Origin of the sequence: Enterobacter sp. 50588862 (genome assembly GCF_001462935.1) — a bacterium.
GTDB classification, from domain to species: Bacteria; Pseudomonadota; Gammaproteobacteria; order Enterobacterales; family Enterobacteriaceae; genus Enterobacter; species Enterobacter bugandensis.
This window is the reverse complement of the sequence record NZ_LNHM01000025.1, coordinates 101,949-114,939: the sequence shown is the minus strand read 5'-3', so window position 1 is coordinate 114,939 and position 12,991 is coordinate 101,949. Positions and strand designations below refer to the sequence as shown.

Genomic DNA, 12,991 nt, shown 5'->3' with positions numbered 1-12,991 from the left:
GGTTTGAAGTCAATAGGTATGATTATAAATAATTACCCTAAAGGTAATGATAAGGGCAATAAAAAAGCCGCTCAATGGCGGCTTAGTATCTGAAATGTATGGAGTTATTCTTGCGTTTTACCGTTCTGAACAATCACGAAATCGACGTAGCTCTCGATCTTACTTTTTTCGCTCTCAGGTAACAATGCGTAGCGGGCCCGGTCGTAATGGATGGTCGCCGGGTCGCGAGGATGGATGAGCAGCTCATAACCGCGACGCCCGAACGCGCTGGCGATCGCCTCCAGGGTGGAGATGGAAACGCTAACCTCATTGTTCAGCATGCGCTGGATTGTCGCCTGGGCAACTCCGGACGCTTTCGACACCTTGCCCTGAGACGACAGGTCGCGGTTGTTCTGCATCCACGCTTCGAGGTTATGCGCCGCCAGCTGGCCGATATCGGAAGGGGTGATCTCCTCCTGCGGTATGGCAACGGCAGATAATGAGTGGTCGATGTCCAGCCAGTTGGTTGGCTTGTTAGCCGCTTTCTCAATCTTGCGCGCTACCGTGTCGCCGACAACCTTCTGCCCTCGGGCCCAGCGGTTCACCAGGTTTGCCTGAGTTCCCAGTTTTTCCGCCAGACGAGTCTGCACCCCGTTAAAGTCACGGTCGATGATATCGTTAATATTCTGCCTGCGGATATCCTGAATACTTTTCATGCTCTGGTGAATCGCCTCATATATGAATTAGTTAGTGGTTCAATTAAAAGCGAATTTACCTCACAGGTAAATGCACCTCACAGGTAACAAACCTTGATTTTTATTACCTTCTGGGTGAATATTTGTTATCTGAAATTAATATCAGGCAATAGCTATGAGCGAGAACGAAAAATTCGACTTCAAAAAACACTGGTTGCAGCTCACTCCTGATGAGCGAAATGCCTTTGCTGACGAGGCCGGAACGACCAGCCACTACATCCAGACGCATCTGACAGGCCGTCGGAAAATGCCCGGTAAGACATTGATGAATGGGCTATTTAAGGCATGTAAGCAACGCGGGTGGGTCAGAACGAAGCCGGAACTGGCTATCTTCTTCTACGAATAAAACCTCTTTCAAACCCCCATCAGGCCGCCTTCTGGCGGTCTTTTCATATCTATTCAGTCCTCTCAGGTAATAATGATCCGAATATGGTTGATCTTTTTTCGGCCATCGCACAAAATCATCGTAACCATAACCAGAATCTGAGGTGAAGTGTGGAGATTATCACTCGTATGTCAGCTGCAAAGGCTGGACTGAAGCGTTATTACACCGGGAAACAGTGTAAGCGAGGCCATGACAGCGAGCGCTGGGTTTACAACGGCCATTGTGTGGAATGCACCATGGAGTCAAACCGCAGGCGCCAGGCTGAGATTAAACGGATTATGGATGAAGCTGCGAAAGGCAACGTGCCGGAGGTGATCTGATGGCGCGCATCCGCACAATTAAGCCTGAGTTCTGGACAGACGAGGATATGGCAGAGCTTTCAGAACCGGCATGCCTTTTAGCGATTGGATTGCTGAATTATGCCGACGATGAAGGGTACTTCAACGCCAACCCTAAACTGATAAAAGCGGCTGTATTTCCCATCCGTGAACCGTCCGTTCCTATTCCGGTACTGATACAGGAGCTTTCCAACTGTGGTTATTTGTCCATGTTTTCCACCTCAGATGGCAAGCAATTTGGGGCAATTACAAACTTCCTCAAACATCAGGTCGTAAACAAGCCAAAGGAAAGCAAAATCAAATGCTTACCTCTTATACCGTATGAGTACGGTACTTATACCGGACAAGTACCATTAGGAATGGATCAGGGATCAGGGATCAGGGAAAGTAAAACCCCTCTCTCTGCGCGCGAAGAAATTCAAATCCCTCCTGTTGTCGTTCCAGGTATCGGAGAACCGATCGGCAAATTCACCATGCATGAAAACTGGCAGCCGTCAGATGACTTTGTCATGCGCGCCAGAATGTGGGGGCATGCATTACCTGCTGACGGATACAAGAAATCTGATCTGATTGAATTCATCACCTACTGGATGGCAGAAGGCAATGTGATGCAACACGTGCAGTGGGAGCAGAAGTTTGCCCGGCTGCTGATGAACAGGAAAAAAAGAGCGGCAGGAAAGCGCGGTGACAGCTCTGACGATGACGTACCACACTGGAACAGCCCAGAGGGCTGGAAGGATTTCTTATGAGTAACGTATTCGCAGCAATTCAGAATCGTGATGCTGGTGCTCTGGCTCGCATGATGGGCCCTGACAATCATCATGACCAGCAGGACAACGTTGTAAACATGAGCGCCGAGCGTCTCGTCGATGCCCTGTTCAAGCAGCTTAAGCAGCTCTTCCCTGCGGCCGAGCAGACAAACCTGAAGACCGTGCAGCAGGAAACCGACGCGAAGCGCCAGTGGATCGCCGCATTTGCCGAAGGTGGGATCCGTACCCGCGAGCAGGTGTCGGCAGGCATGCGCCATGCCCGTGCCAGCGAATCACCGTTCTGGCCGTCTCCGGGTCAGTTCATCAAGTGGTGCAAGGACAGCAAGATGGTGCTGGGAGTGAGCATCGAGGACGTAATGGGGGAGTTTCACCGTTACGCCAAAGAGAAAAGCTTCCAGCCTGGCGGCCCGGAGCGGTTCCCGTGGCGCCACCCGGTCATGTACTGGATTGTGTGCGATACCCGCCGTGCGATGTACCAGCGCCAGCTGAGCGAGATTGAAGTCGAGAAGCATGCGCGCAAGCTGCTGGAGGAATGGGCTGCAAAAGTGGCGGCCGGTCACCAGATTCCGGATCCGGTTCTCAGCATCCAGGCGAAGCCAGAGCCGATACAAACGCCAGTGGACACAGGGGGTAGTGCGTACCACCCTCCCGGCAAAAGCTTCGGATGCATGCCGAACGCTGCCACCCTGGGAGGGCTGACACCGGCCCAGTGGCTGATGGAGGAATACCGGCGAGGGAAGGAGGCAGGACTCATCAGGTAGCACCAGCGCGGCAGCGCATTTTTTTACGCCTGACAATTACCTTGCAGGTAACAAAATATGCGCATAGCTATTGATTTTAACTCTAATGTGGATTTAAATTACCTAAGGGGTAAATCATGACAGCAGTTTTAGGGATTGACCCGGGATGCAGCGGCGCGCTGGTTCTCGTAACTGAACAGGGCGGCTACATCGACCACCTGGCAATGCCAACCATCAAGGTCGGCACAAAGTCCAGGGTGAACGGCGCAGCGGTGGCTGCATGGGTTAGGCAGTACGGAATCACTCATGCGTACCTTGAGCAGGTCGGTGCAATGCCCGGGCAGGGAACGGCAAGCATGTTCACGTTCGGGCATGCAGCTGGCGTAGCGGAGGGGATCCTTCAGGGTCTCAGCATTCCGTACACGCTGGTGACGCCGCAGGCCTGGAAGAAGTCAGCCGGGCTTATCGGCAGCGACAAGGACGCAGCGCGCAGCAGGGCTATTCAGCTTTACCCGGAACTCAGGGTGCTGGATGCCAAAGCGAAAGGCCAGGCCATTGCGGATGCGCTGTTAATCGCGAGGTATGGGATCGGCGTTAAATAACGATCCTTTTTGATATCAACGTAATCAATAACTTATACGGGTAAGCGGGGGTAAAGATGAAACCGAGTTATGAAGAATTGGAAGCCAGATGCGCGGCGCTGACTGCGGAAAGCTCGACTACAAATGAACGGTTACAAAGACTTATCCATATTATCAACAATGCCGACAACAGTTATTGCATGTGTGGAGAAGCAATGGAAACCCACACGCACGGTGGTTGTGGACACCCGACGGGAATGTTTGATTATCACTATGACAAGTGGCTGGAGTCAGTCAAGCAAACCCCGGCGACAGACTCTTTCCTGGCTGAAGTGCGTACCAACGCTATCAAATCCGCACTCAACGATTGTACGGAGTGCCTCGATAGGGATTGCATCATGGACTTGCTCGGTATCAGTTATGAAGATGCTGCACTCCGTGAAGCGGGTGCTATGGCACTGCATGATGCGTTACTTCGCAAAGGAGCGCAGTCATGAGCAATAAAACAAAAATCACTGGTGAGCGTTACGCATCAGATCACGGTCAGTATCTGAAAAGCGGAGGTGAGTGGTACGCGCTCATGACTGATCTGAAATGGCATAAGAAAGTTATGTATCCACGCGTTCTGGCCACCCTAAAACTAGTCGAAAGCAATGCGTCAATCAACGTGTGGGAGGCCGCCCAATGAGCAACATCGACAAACGCGCATTACGTGAAGCGGCTGAAAAGGCGACGCCGGGTGTATGGGTTTACCTCCCGAAAAATACCAGCATTGAATACGACTACGGTAGCGATGACTCTCAGGGCTCAGTCACCTACATGGATAGCGGTGATTTCACGCAAAAGCAGACTGATCTGAATGGAGCCTTCATCGCCGCAGCCAACCCCGCTAATGTGCTGGCGCTGCTGGATGAGCTGGAAGCAAAAGACGCGAAAATAGCCAACCTTACCGCCGAACTCGATGCTCTTCGTGAAGGCGCGCGGGCATCGCTTGAAGCGGAGGCTGTGGGTTACTTCGGAAGATTCGACGCGGATGACGAAGACCTGATCGACCAGTGCAGCCCAAACATCAGTGGAGCTTTCCCGCTCTACGCCGCCCCGCCAGCGCCGGTAGTGCCGGATAAAATTACATCGGCCAATGCGCCTGAAGTTTTCGAGATTGCTACTGAAGCTGAACGTCTTGGATTGCGGGGCGCCTATGCATCATACGCTGTTGGTTGGAACGCCTGCCGCGCCGCCATGCTTCAGGGTGCCGGTGAAAACTCTCCTGTGGTGCAGGATGGTTTACCCGCAGTATGCGCTGAGGCTTATCAGGTTGTTGGTGTCATGGCCGAGGCGCTTGGTGTTTTCGATGATGCGTCTATTCAGAAGGTCATGGACAACCTTGCACAGCAAAAACTTGTTCACTGTGATGTGTTGCCATTCTCCCTTCCAGCAGCACCGCAGCAGGAGGTGAAGTCGTGAACCGTAAATTCTGGCTAGTGTACCTGTTGATTATCGCTTCAGTATGTGTGTTCGTTGCTGGCTTTGAATTTAACTTCATAACATTTTCTGGTGTTGGGCTATTCGGAATGTTCATATCCGGGATTGTTATTGGCGACCACGGAGGAAGATTCGGATACTTCGGGGGCGATGATGCCTAACCCATTCGATTTCGTGATGTTCGTGCTGCTGGTCATCAGCGCACTTCAGGGCATGGGGTGGCTGCCATGGTGAGCAAGCTCAAACAGCGGCGCTTGCGCCGCCTTAAAGCGGATGTAGCCTGGTGGATGGCCGAAGCGCAGGACTGGAAGGATATCGCGCTGGAGCACGCAGTCGAGATAGACAGACTCAAAAAGCTGGTTATCCGCGTTCCGATGCCAGTGGTGGTGCCGGAGTCCGTGGCCGATGAACTGAAACTGAGAGAGGTTGGATGATGCATTTGTTTACTATGCCTAAATGGGCTGCGCTTATTTTGTCAGTAATTTTTGGACCGTTTATTACCGCCATAGTGATATCTATCCTCCTGCGTAATAGCGACTACAACATCAACGGGGTATTGGCTGGTGTCATGATTTGCATCTTCTGCAGGGAGGTGAAGAAAGTGTGGGGGAAATACAGAAATGGCTAACGTAACCCAGGAATCGCTGGCCGCCCGTATCGCGGAACTGGAATCCGGCCCGCGCTCGCTGAAGGAGGATTTTGCGCTGCAGGCGTACCGGATGCTGTTGCCTCATATTAGCGCAGACCCGAATGAGTTTACCGAGGTGTGCGGTCCGGTTTTCTATGATGCCGTCCATTCTCTGGACGCAAAGATGTACCACCTGAATATGGACGATGTTGCATTCGAAATTGACGGTGAGACGATCGCGCGCAGAACAGGCCCCAGAAGTCTTCACGAGTCTGAATCTTTTTACCTCAAGAGGAAATTTGTCGGGGTGAGCAATGGCTAAGACAGCAGCAGAGCGCAAAGCAGCGCAGCGCGCCCGCCAGGCTGAAGCCGGTGAACGCAAGCTGGAGCTGGTGCTCGACGAGCAGGAAATGGAGATGCTGGCGCGGAACTGCGCCGGGCGTCGACCAGGGCGCGACCCATACGAACTGAGCGAGTACATTGCTCTGCTGATCCGCCAGGATGATGCCCGGGTGCGTGGCCGCATCAAAGCTATCAGCGCCAACCAGTGCGGCAAGTGCGGCGACATCCTGCCGGTGAAGTCCTGCCCGTGCGCCGGTGATTCGGCTTGCTGGGTAACGCAGGGCTGGCATGAAACGAAACTTGCGGTGTGACAGGTCACAGCGTATTGACTAAATCCTCACATGATTATACTGTTTAAATGTACAGTATTTTTATGTGAGGTTCCATATGGGCTTTCCATCTCCGGCAACAGACTACGCAGAATCCCGCCTTACCATCACCAGCATGTGCGGCTACGACGGCAACTGTCGTACCATCGAGACGTCGGCGGGCTACGCAATCATCAACGTTTCCCTCAAACCACATCCGGGTGATACCGTGCTGATTTCGTATTGCGGCCGCACGGAATTCGCGGTCGTTCAGGGAAAGGCGCTGATCACTCCTGACGGTGAAGCACTGGAAGGCGAGGCGCTGGACGACACGACGGTGCACGGCGTGGTGACCCACTTCCTGAATCGCGCAGGCAATCAACGGCCAGACCCGATACCAGTCATGTAACATCTGCGCGGGCGTGATAGTATTACCTACATGGTAATAAAATTACTCAGGTGGTAATGATGCCCGCGACACCAAAAACCCACAAACGCAAATCAACGCAATATAAGCCTCTTACAGCGATGCAGGAGGCTTACTGCCAGTCCTACATTAAGACACCTGAAAATCAGTCTCAGGCGGCGATTGACGCAGGATTTTCGCCTAATACGGCAGCGGTCAAAGCCAGCGTGATGATGCGAGATGAAAGAATCCAGAAACGAATCGCTGAACTGATGGAGGAGCGCAACAAGCGCATGCGCGTCAGCGCTGATTACGTCCTAATGCGCCTGGTGGAAATCGACCAGATGGATGTGCTGGATATCCTGAACGACGACGGCAGCCTGAAACCGATCAGCGAGTGGCCGAAAATCTGGCGTACCACGCTCAGTGGGTTCGACCTGTCCTCAACCATCATGAACATGAACGAGGATTCGATAGAGACCATCCTCAAAAAAATCAAATGGCCTGACAAGGTGAAGAACCTCGAGCTCATCGGTAAGCACGTCGACGTCAACGCGTTCAAAGAGCGTCTGGAGGTTTCCGGCACCGTCACCATCGCCGACCGCATGGCAGCCGCGCGACGCCGCGTCAAAGAGCAGGCTGGTGGTGAAGAATGACAGCCGCAGCCATGTCGCCGGAAGAGCAGCTCGTCGAGGATATTGCTTCGTTCACGTATGACCCGCTGGGATATGCGCTGTATGCGTTTCCGTGGGGAGAAGAGGGCACAGAGCTGGCGCACGCCACCGGGCCGCGTAAGTGGCAGGCTGATGCATTCCGCGAGATACGCGATCACCTCCAGAACCCAGCGACGCGTCACCAGCCGCTGATGCTGGCCCGCGCATCTGGTCACGGTATCGGTAAATCTGCGTTCATCTCGATGCTGATTAACTGGGGCATGTCCACCTGCGAGGACTGCAAGGTGGTGGTGACCGCCAACACCGACAACCAGCTGCGCACCAAGACCTGGCCGGAAATCATCAAATGGTCGAATCTGGCTATCACGAAAGAGTGGTTCACCTGCACCGCCACGGCGATGTACAGCAACGATCCTGGCCACGATAAACGCTGGCGCGCTGACGCAATCCCGTGGTCTGAGCACAACACAGAGGCGTTCGCCGGGCTGCACAACGAGCGCAAGCGCATCATCGTGGTATTCGACGAAGCGTCCAATATTGCAGATCTGGTGTGGGAGGTTGCCGAGGGGGCGCTGACGGACGAAGACACGGAAATCATCTGGGTGGCGTTCGGGAACCCGACGCGTAACACCGGGCGTTTCCGCGAATGCTTCCGCAAATATAAACACCGCTGGAAGTGCGCGCAGATTGACAGCCGCACCGTGGAAGGAACGAACAAGCAGCAACTCCAGAAATGGGTGGATGACTACGGCGAGGACAGCGACTTCGTGAAGGTCCGTGTGCGGGGGATCTTCCCTGATGCTTCTGAGCTTCAGTTTATCCCGACCGGTCTGACCGAAGAGGCAATGAAGCGCGTCGTTACCGCTGCGCAGGTGGCGCACGCACCGGTGATTATCGGCGTCGACCCGGCTTATTCCGGCGTGGATGACGCAGTGATATACCTGCGGCAGGGGCTGCACAGCAAAGTCCTCTGGACAGGAAACAAGACCACCGACGATCTGATTATGGCGAAGCGTATCGCCGACTTTGAGGACCAGTACCAGGCTGACGCGGTGTTTATCGACTTCGGTTACGGCACCGGGCTGAAGTCCATCGGTGACGGCTGGGGCCGGACGTGGCAGCTAATCCCGTTCGGCGGTGGCTCGACCGACCCGCAGATGCTCAACAAGCGCGGCGAGATGTTCAACAGCTGCAAAACGTGGCTTAAGTTGGGCGGCGCGCTGGACGATCAGGAGACTGCCGATGACCTGTCTGCGGCAGAGTACAAAGTCAGAGTGGACGGCAAGATCGTCATTGAACCGAAGGAAGATATCAAAGAGCGCCTGGGTCGCTCGCCGGGCAAGGGTGACGCGCTGCTGCTGACGTTTGCTTTCCCGGTCACGAAGCGCCTACGCATTCCTGGGCAGGAGAGCAAACAGGGTAAGGCAGTTACGGATTACGACCCGTGGAAATAATAAAGCCCGCATTAGCGGGCTTGTTCGATTCTACGTGCAATGATTTGCCTCAGCTCATCGCGGATAAATTCTTTAAATTCCTTCAGTCGAATATCGCTTCTGAGGTAGATGCTTTCATGACGGAAGTGCCAGTCAATGCCATCAGGAAGGATGAAATCCCACTGCACGTATCCCTCACCAGTAAGATGAACATGTTGCTTTTTGAAAAGCGGCTTATCACCATCAGCGTTAAGCGGCGCCATTGCTAACAACTCGTTTTCGTGTGAGAAGTGTTGCTCTTGCATATTCGGTCCCCATTTATCCCATTCAGGCAGTATACACAAAGCCCGCGCATCGGCGGGCTGATTGTGACATGTCACGGCGCTAAAAGTCGTCGAATTCGTCTGTCATTTCTCGCTCAGTTTCTGCTTCAGCAGATAACCTTACAGCATCCAGATTTTATTCACCGCGTTCTCGCGAGCAATCTTGCGGCCGATCTCCGGGTCGAAGTTTTCCGGGCTGGCGCATGCGCTTTCGCCGGTGACGGTGAAGCCGTTGCGCAGAACCAGGACGCAGAAGGTCAGGAGTGATAGCGGCTCATATTCCTTTCCAATGTCGTCTTTGTCATGCCAGATTTGCTCTACTTCTTCACCGCCAGATTTAGCGCCATCATAAGCGGTAAAATAATGTTCACTTTGAATAATGCTCTCAATATGGTCTGACGTAACGCGCGGCGCGGTTAAGCTTTTGGCCTGAATTTCCTGCTCGATAGCCATGCAGGATGGTGCTGGGGATGCGGTTGATACCATGGTTGCTTACCTCAGAAAGTAATTTTATCGAATGCGGCGTTGATCGCTTCTGCTGCATTGTTGGCTGAATTTTTGTCAATGAATGACTGTTTACCAAGCACCTCAGCCAGGCACTGCAATTTGGTGTGGTATAGGTTCTCTTTTCGTAATTGTTCGTCTGATTGATGAACAGTGCTAATGGCTTTAGAGAATTTTTCTTCACGCCATTCATGTTCAGAAATCACGTTTCCTGCATCGTCTGTAAGAGAGTGACCAACGAGGCTGCTAATGATCAGCTCATCCGGGGATTCATGGTTTTCTCTATAGCCAAATAATTGTGATGTCGCTGGATGCATAAAAATACCAGTGGTGTCATTCGGCCACTGATTAAGATACTTTGCTAAAAGCTCTACGGTCTTCATGGTTATCACCTTAAAAAAATGCCCGGACGAACCGGGCGAATAATCAACGGAGTGCCTTCCTTGGCGGGTGATGCAGGGTTTACAGCGCAACGTCATCGGAATGGCGCTCTGCTGTAAAAAGGGCGGTGGTCAGTCCATCATGGGCGCAACTGCCACCGCCAAAGCTACACGCATTGCCTGTACTGCCGTATCACGGTCCTAAGGCGTGATTGGGTTGTGGTGGCATGAATCGAACATGCTTCCATCGGTGCGCTGCCGATTGGGTTACGCGCGACGCACGGATACTTAGCTAGCTTTTCACCGTGAACCTATTCCCTAGCTCGCCATTGAGCTTCACCACAACATTGAGAGCACTGCACTTTGCTTCGTACTCCGTGGCAATCATGTCCACCATGTAAACCTGCAATGCTCTCATCGTTGTATCCTCGTCTCTTCCGAGGTGTCACACCGTATCGCCACGATGGTGAGTCGTCATGTCGTGCATACCGAGAGCATTGACTTGCACATTCCGGCTACCCGCTCGGGGGTAAGGAAACCAAGGAACCCCTCCGGACCGCTGCGGCACATGTGCCATATACCGTACTGCTCACACCTGGAAGCGCACTCACCAGTTTGATTTAGCGACAAGACCTCACAGAACCGACATCAAAGTGCGCTTTCATGTTGTGTTACCTGAAGGGTAATAATTGCACGGCATTATGTCAATACACTACGTAAAATAATCCGTATATGGTTAAATTGGTAATAATTTAATCGTGTGTGAGGTTATCGCTATGTGTATCGGCAGCAAGCCATCAGTGCCAGCGGCACCAGAAGTCCAGGCCGCACCTCAGGAGCAGGACGCCGCTGTGGTCAGTGCCCGCGATGACGAAGAGCGCCGCCGCCGCGCAGCAGCAGGCACCAAATCGACAATGCTGACTGGCGCCCAGGGCGACACCTCCGCAGCCAACACCAGCGGTAAAACGCTGCTCGGTCAGTAACGGAGCGCGCAGAGATGGCGGAAACCGAAAAAGAGCGGCTGCTGAAGCAGCTCGCGCAGCTGAAGAATGAGCGCACATCGTTCGAGCCGCACTGGCGCGACCTGAGCGACTTTATCAATCCGCGCGGTTCCCGCTTCCTGACGTCTGACGTTAACCGTGACGATCGCCGCAACACCAAGATTGTTGACCCGACCGGATCAATGGCTCAGCGCATCCTGTCCAGCGGCATGATGTCCGGCATCACCAGCCCGGCCCGTCCGTGGTTCAAGCTGGCTACGCCTGACCCTGACATGATGGATTACGGACCGGTGAAAATCTGGCTGGAAGTCGTGCAGCGCCGCATGAACGAAGTGTTCAACAAGTCGAATCTGTATCAGTCCCTGCCTGTCATGTACGCCAGCCTGGGTACATTCGGCACCGCCGCAATGGCTGTGCTCGAAGATGACCAGGATGTGATCCGCACGATGCCTTTCCCGATTGGCAGCTACTACCTGGCGAACAGCCCGCGCGGTAGTGTCGATACCTCCTTCCGCCAGTTCTCCATGACTGTGCGCCAGCTGGTGCAGGAATTCGGCCTGGAAAACGTGAGCACGTCCGTTAAGGGCATGTGGGATAACGGCACGTATGAGTCATGGATTGAGGTTAACCACTGCATCACGCCAAACATCAACCGCGACAGCGGCAAGATGGACAGCAAGAACAAGCCGTTCCGCTCTGTCTATTTCGAGACCGGCGGCGACTCCGACAAGCTGCTGCGTGAGTCCGGATTCGATGAATTCCCGATCCTGGCGCCACGCTGGGAAGTTAACGGCGAGGACGTATACGCGTCTTCCTGCCCCGGCATGCTGGCTCTCGGGCAGGTTAAAGCGCTGCAGGTTGAGCAGAAGCGTAAAGCTCAGCTGATCGACAAAGCCACTAACCCGCCGATGGTTGCGCCGACGTCGCTGAAGAATCAGCGCGTTTCGCTGCTACCCGGTGATGTTACCTATCTCGACGTGCTGAGCGGCCAGGACGGTTTCAAGCCTGCTTACCTGGTCAACCCGAACACCGCAGACCTGTTGGCTGACATTCAGGACACCCGCCAGACCATCAACAGCGCCTACTTCGTCGACCTCTTCATGATGCTTCAGAACATCAACACCCGCTCTATGCCGGTGGAAGCGGTGATCGAGATGAAGGAAGAGAAGCTGCTGATGCTCGGCCCGGTGCTGGAGCGCCTGAACGACGAAGCGCTCAACCCGCTTATCGACCGAGTTTTTTCCATCATGGCGCGCAAGAACATGCTGCCGCCGCCTCCGGAAGTTATGCAGGGTATGCCGCTGCGCATCGAGTACATCTCCGTGATGGCGCAGGCGCAGAAATCTATCGGCCTCACCAGCCTGTCGCAGACCGTTGGCTTTATCGGCCAGCTCGCGCAGTTCAAACCTGAAGCGCTCGACAAGCTCGACGTGGATCAGGCTATCGACGCGTTCTCCGAAATGTCCGGCGTATCGCCGACCGTCATCGTTCCTCAGGAACAGGTGCAGGGCATTCGCGATGAGCGCGCCAAACAGCAGCAGGCCGCACAGGCAATGGCTATGGGTCAGGCAGCTGCACAGGGTGCCAAGACGCTCAGCGAGACGCAGACCACTGACCCAAGCGCACTGACCGCAATCACTAACGCAGTGGGGGCGCAGCAGCAATGACGGACTTCGACGAAGAAGAGCTGCGCATCCAGAACGAGCGGAAGAAGCACGATCTGGAACAGCGCGAGAAGGATGACATCAAGTTCGTCATGGATAGCGAGCAGGGCCGCCGTGTCGTCTGGTCACTGCTGGAGAAAGGTCAGGTGTTCGGTGCCTGCTTCAACGTAGACCCGCACATCACAGCATTCAACGAAGGGCAGCGCAACCTGGCGCTGGTTCTGTTTCAGCGCGTCATGGCGCACTGCCCGGATCAGTATCTGAAGATGGCCGCAGAGGCCAGTGAACAGGAGTAACC

Annotated in this window: 22 protein-coding genes; 18 read left to right on the top strand and 4 right to left on the bottom strand. The window is 54.1% G+C overall.

Features of this window, described 5'->3' with window-relative positions; all coding sequences use genetic code 11:
• Positions 1 to 104: 104 nt before the first annotated feature.
• Positions 105 to 695 carry a helix-turn-helix domain-containing protein gene (locus tag APT89_RS12240; protein ID WP_060572507.1) on the bottom strand — a complete coding sequence of 197 codons (591 nt, stop codon included), beginning with the start codon at positions 693 to 695 and terminating at the stop codon, positions 105 to 107.
• 154 nt (positions 696 to 849) lie between these two features.
• Between APT89_RS12240 and APT89_RS12235 the strand changes: the two genes are divergently transcribed.
• The 15 genes from APT89_RS12235 to APT89_RS12160 all read left to right on the top strand — a co-directional run bounded on the left by APT89_RS12235 (position 850) and on the right by APT89_RS12160 (position 8,842).
• Positions 850 to 1,080, top strand: coding sequence for a hypothetical protein (locus APT89_RS12235; protein ID WP_032634928.1), 231 nt, complete (start codon positions 850 to 852; stop codon positions 1,078 to 1,080).
• A 149-nt stretch (positions 1,081 to 1,229) separates the two neighbouring features.
• A complete protein-coding gene (locus tag APT89_RS12230) occupies positions 1,230 to 1,439 on the top strand; it encodes a hypothetical protein (protein WP_032634929.1) in 210 nt (69 codons plus the stop codon).
• The gene (locus APT89_RS12225) at positions 1,439 to 2,206 is read left to right on the top strand and encodes a DnaT-like ssDNA-binding domain-containing protein (protein ID WP_060572505.1); all 768 of its coding nucleotides are present in this window, start codon (positions 1,439 to 1,441) and stop codon (positions 2,204 to 2,206) included. The genes APT89_RS12230 and APT89_RS12225 overlap by 1 nt, the downstream gene beginning before the upstream one ends.
• Positions 2,203 to 2,988: a replication protein P gene (locus APT89_RS12220; RefSeq protein ID WP_060572503.1), complete on the top strand. Its 786-nt coding sequence runs from the start codon at positions 2,203 to 2,205 to the stop codon at positions 2,986 to 2,988. Before APT89_RS12225 ends, APT89_RS12220 begins: the two co-directional genes overlap by 4 nt.
• Before the next feature lie 116 nt (positions 2,989 to 3,104).
• Positions 3,105 to 3,569: a crossover junction endodeoxyribonuclease RuvC gene (locus APT89_RS12215; protein ID WP_060572501.1), complete on the top strand. Its 465-nt coding sequence runs from the start codon at positions 3,105 to 3,107 to the stop codon at positions 3,567 to 3,569.
• Positions 3,570 to 3,625: 56 nt separating this feature from the next.
• On the top strand, positions 3,626 to 4,045 hold the full coding sequence (locus APT89_RS24605; protein WP_239689086.1) for a hypothetical protein: 420 nt from the start codon (positions 3,626 to 3,628) through the stop codon (positions 4,043 to 4,045).
• On the top strand, positions 4,042 to 4,236 hold the full coding sequence (locus APT89_RS12205; RefSeq protein ID WP_060572499.1) for a hypothetical protein: 195 nt from the start codon (positions 4,042 to 4,044) through the stop codon (positions 4,234 to 4,236). Before APT89_RS24605 ends, APT89_RS12205 begins: the two co-directional genes overlap by 4 nt.
• Positions 4,233 to 5,012, top strand: coding sequence for an ead/Ea22-like family protein (locus tag APT89_RS24600; RefSeq protein ID WP_060572497.1), 780 nt, complete (start codon positions 4,233 to 4,235; stop codon positions 5,010 to 5,012). Before APT89_RS12205 ends, APT89_RS24600 begins: the two co-directional genes overlap by 4 nt.
• 129 nt (positions 5,013 to 5,141) lie before the next feature.
• Entirely contained in the window at positions 5,142 to 5,264 is a 123-nt protein-coding gene (locus APT89_RS24715) for a hypothetical protein (RefSeq protein WP_275077726.1), read from the top strand.
• Positions 5,258 to 5,464 carry a hypothetical protein gene (locus APT89_RS12190; RefSeq protein ID WP_192841525.1) on the top strand — a complete coding sequence of 69 codons (207 nt, stop codon included), beginning with the start codon at positions 5,258 to 5,260 and terminating at the stop codon, positions 5,462 to 5,464. Before APT89_RS24715 ends, APT89_RS12190 begins: the two co-directional genes overlap by 7 nt.
• Positions 5,465 to 5,650: 186 nt before the next feature.
• A complete protein-coding gene (locus APT89_RS12180) occupies positions 5,651 to 5,980 on the top strand; it encodes a hypothetical protein (RefSeq protein WP_060572493.1) in 330 nt (109 codons plus the stop codon).
• Positions 5,973 to 6,311, top strand: a complete 339-nt coding sequence (locus APT89_RS12175) for a hypothetical protein (protein ID WP_060572490.1) — start codon at positions 5,973 to 5,975, stop codon at positions 6,309 to 6,311. Before APT89_RS12180 ends, APT89_RS12175 begins: the two co-directional genes overlap by 8 nt.
• A 76-nt stretch (positions 6,312 to 6,387) precedes the next feature.
• Entirely contained in the window at positions 6,388 to 6,717 is a 330-nt protein-coding gene (locus APT89_RS12170; RefSeq protein ID WP_060572489.1) for a hypothetical protein, read from the top strand.
• 56 nt (positions 6,718 to 6,773) lie between these two features.
• Positions 6,774 to 7,370 carry a terminase small subunit gene (locus tag APT89_RS12165; protein WP_072201735.1) on the top strand — a complete coding sequence of 199 codons (597 nt, stop codon included), beginning with the start codon at positions 6,774 to 6,776 and terminating at the stop codon, positions 7,368 to 7,370.
• Positions 7,367 to 8,842 carry a hypothetical protein gene (locus APT89_RS12160; protein ID WP_060572484.1) on the top strand — a complete coding sequence of 492 codons (1,476 nt, stop codon included), beginning with the start codon at positions 7,367 to 7,369 and terminating at the stop codon, positions 8,840 to 8,842. The genes APT89_RS12165 and APT89_RS12160 overlap by 4 nt, the downstream gene beginning before the upstream one ends.
• 11 nt (positions 8,843 to 8,853) lie before the next feature.
• Here the strand turns inward: APT89_RS12160 and APT89_RS12155 are convergent, their stop codons facing one another.
• The 3 genes from APT89_RS12155 to APT89_RS12145 all read right to left on the bottom strand — a co-directional run bounded on the left by APT89_RS12155 (position 8,854) and on the right by APT89_RS12145 (position 10,031).
• Positions 8,854 to 9,126 carry a hypothetical protein gene (locus APT89_RS12155; RefSeq protein WP_060572482.1) on the bottom strand — a complete coding sequence of 91 codons (273 nt, stop codon included), beginning with the start codon at positions 9,124 to 9,126 and terminating at the stop codon, positions 8,854 to 8,856.
• 138 nt (positions 9,127 to 9,264) lie between these two features.
• Complete coding sequence (locus APT89_RS12150) at positions 9,265 to 9,630, bottom strand: Gp49 family protein (RefSeq protein WP_120787293.1); 366 nt, start codon at positions 9,628 to 9,630, stop codon at positions 9,265 to 9,267.
• 11 nt (positions 9,631 to 9,641) lie between these two features.
• Positions 9,642 to 10,031, bottom strand: a complete 390-nt coding sequence (locus APT89_RS12145; RefSeq protein WP_060572478.1) for a hypothetical protein — start codon at positions 10,029 to 10,031, stop codon at positions 9,642 to 9,644.
• Between the two features lie 773 nt (positions 10,032 to 10,804).
• Here APT89_RS12145 and APT89_RS12140 point away from each other — a divergent pair.
• The 3 genes from APT89_RS12140 to APT89_RS12130 are packed head-to-tail and all read left to right on the top strand — an operon-like array spanning position 10,805 to position 12,989.
• Positions 10,805 to 11,011: a hypothetical protein gene (locus tag APT89_RS12140; RefSeq protein WP_048982097.1), complete on the top strand. Its 207-nt coding sequence runs from the start codon at positions 10,805 to 10,807 to the stop codon at positions 11,009 to 11,011.
• Between the two features lie 14 nt (positions 11,012 to 11,025).
• On the top strand, positions 11,026 to 12,696 hold the full coding sequence (locus APT89_RS12135) for a portal protein (RefSeq protein ID WP_060572475.1): 1,671 nt from the start codon (positions 11,026 to 11,028) through the stop codon (positions 12,694 to 12,696).
• Positions 12,693 to 12,989 carry a Bbp19 family protein gene (locus APT89_RS12130; RefSeq protein WP_060572473.1) on the top strand — a complete coding sequence of 99 codons (297 nt, stop codon included), beginning with the start codon at positions 12,693 to 12,695 and terminating at the stop codon, positions 12,987 to 12,989. Before APT89_RS12135 ends, APT89_RS12130 begins: the two co-directional genes overlap by 4 nt.
• The last annotated feature ends 2 nt before the right edge of the window (positions 12,990 to 12,991 follow it).

Excerpts from the sequence above, each read along its gene's own strand:
- APT89_RS24600 (WP_060572497.1), top strand. The coding sequence starts at position 4,233 with ATGAGCAACATCGACAAACGCGCATTACGTGAAGCGGCTGAAAAGGCG.
- APT89_RS12180 (WP_060572493.1), top strand. The coding sequence starts at position 5,651 with ATGGCTAACGTAACCCAGGAATCGCTGGCCGCCCGTATCGCGGAACTG.
- APT89_RS12190 (WP_192841525.1), top strand. The coding sequence starts at position 5,258 with ATGGTGAGCAAGCTCAAACAGCGGCGCTTGCGCCGCCTTAAAGCGGAT.
- APT89_RS12160 (WP_060572484.1), top strand. The coding sequence starts at position 7,367 with ATGACAGCCGCAGCCATGTCGCCGGAAGAGCAGCTCGTCGAGGATATT.
- APT89_RS12235 (WP_032634928.1), top strand. The coding sequence starts at position 850 with ATGAGCGAGAACGAAAAATTCGACTTCAAAAAACACTGGTTGCAGCTC.
- APT89_RS12140 (WP_048982097.1), top strand. The coding sequence starts at position 10,805 with ATGTGTATCGGCAGCAAGCCATCAGTGCCAGCGGCACCAGAAGTCCAG.
- APT89_RS12165 (WP_072201735.1), top strand. The coding sequence starts at position 6,774 with ATGATGCCCGCGACACCAAAAACCCACAAACGCAAATCAACGCAATAT.
- APT89_RS12130 (WP_060572473.1), top strand. The coding sequence starts at position 12,693 with ATGACGGACTTCGACGAAGAAGAGCTGCGCATCCAGAACGAGCGGAAG.
- APT89_RS12145 (WP_060572478.1), bottom strand. The coding sequence starts at position 10,031 with ATGAAGACCGTAGAGCTTTTAGCAAAGTATCTTAATCAGTGGCCGAAT.
- APT89_RS12205 (WP_060572499.1), top strand. The coding sequence starts at position 4,042 with ATGAGCAATAAAACAAAAATCACTGGTGAGCGTTACGCATCAGATCAC.
- APT89_RS12225 (WP_060572505.1), top strand. The coding sequence starts at position 1,439 with ATGGCGCGCATCCGCACAATTAAGCCTGAGTTCTGGACAGACGAGGAT.
- APT89_RS12170 (WP_060572489.1), top strand. The coding sequence starts at position 6,388 with ATGGGCTTTCCATCTCCGGCAACAGACTACGCAGAATCCCGCCTTACC.
- APT89_RS12135 (WP_060572475.1), top strand. The coding sequence starts at position 11,026 with ATGGCGGAAACCGAAAAAGAGCGGCTGCTGAAGCAGCTCGCGCAGCTG.
- APT89_RS12215 (WP_060572501.1), top strand. The coding sequence starts at position 3,105 with ATGACAGCAGTTTTAGGGATTGACCCGGGATGCAGCGGCGCGCTGGTT.
- APT89_RS12175 (WP_060572490.1), top strand. The coding sequence starts at position 5,973 with ATGGCTAAGACAGCAGCAGAGCGCAAAGCAGCGCAGCGCGCCCGCCAG.
- APT89_RS24605 (WP_239689086.1), top strand. The coding sequence starts at position 3,626 with ATGAAACCGAGTTATGAAGAATTGGAAGCCAGATGCGCGGCGCTGACT.
- APT89_RS12150 (WP_120787293.1), bottom strand. The coding sequence starts at position 9,630 with ATGGTATCAACCGCATCCCCAGCACCATCCTGCATGGCTATCGAGCAG.
- APT89_RS12155 (WP_060572482.1), bottom strand. The coding sequence starts at position 9,126 with ATGCAAGAGCAACACTTCTCACACGAAAACGAGTTGTTAGCAATGGCG.
- APT89_RS12220 (WP_060572503.1), top strand. The coding sequence starts at position 2,203 with ATGAGTAACGTATTCGCAGCAATTCAGAATCGTGATGCTGGTGCTCTG.
- APT89_RS12240 (WP_060572507.1), bottom strand. The coding sequence starts at position 695 with ATGAAAAGTATTCAGGATATCCGCAGGCAGAATATTAACGATATCATC.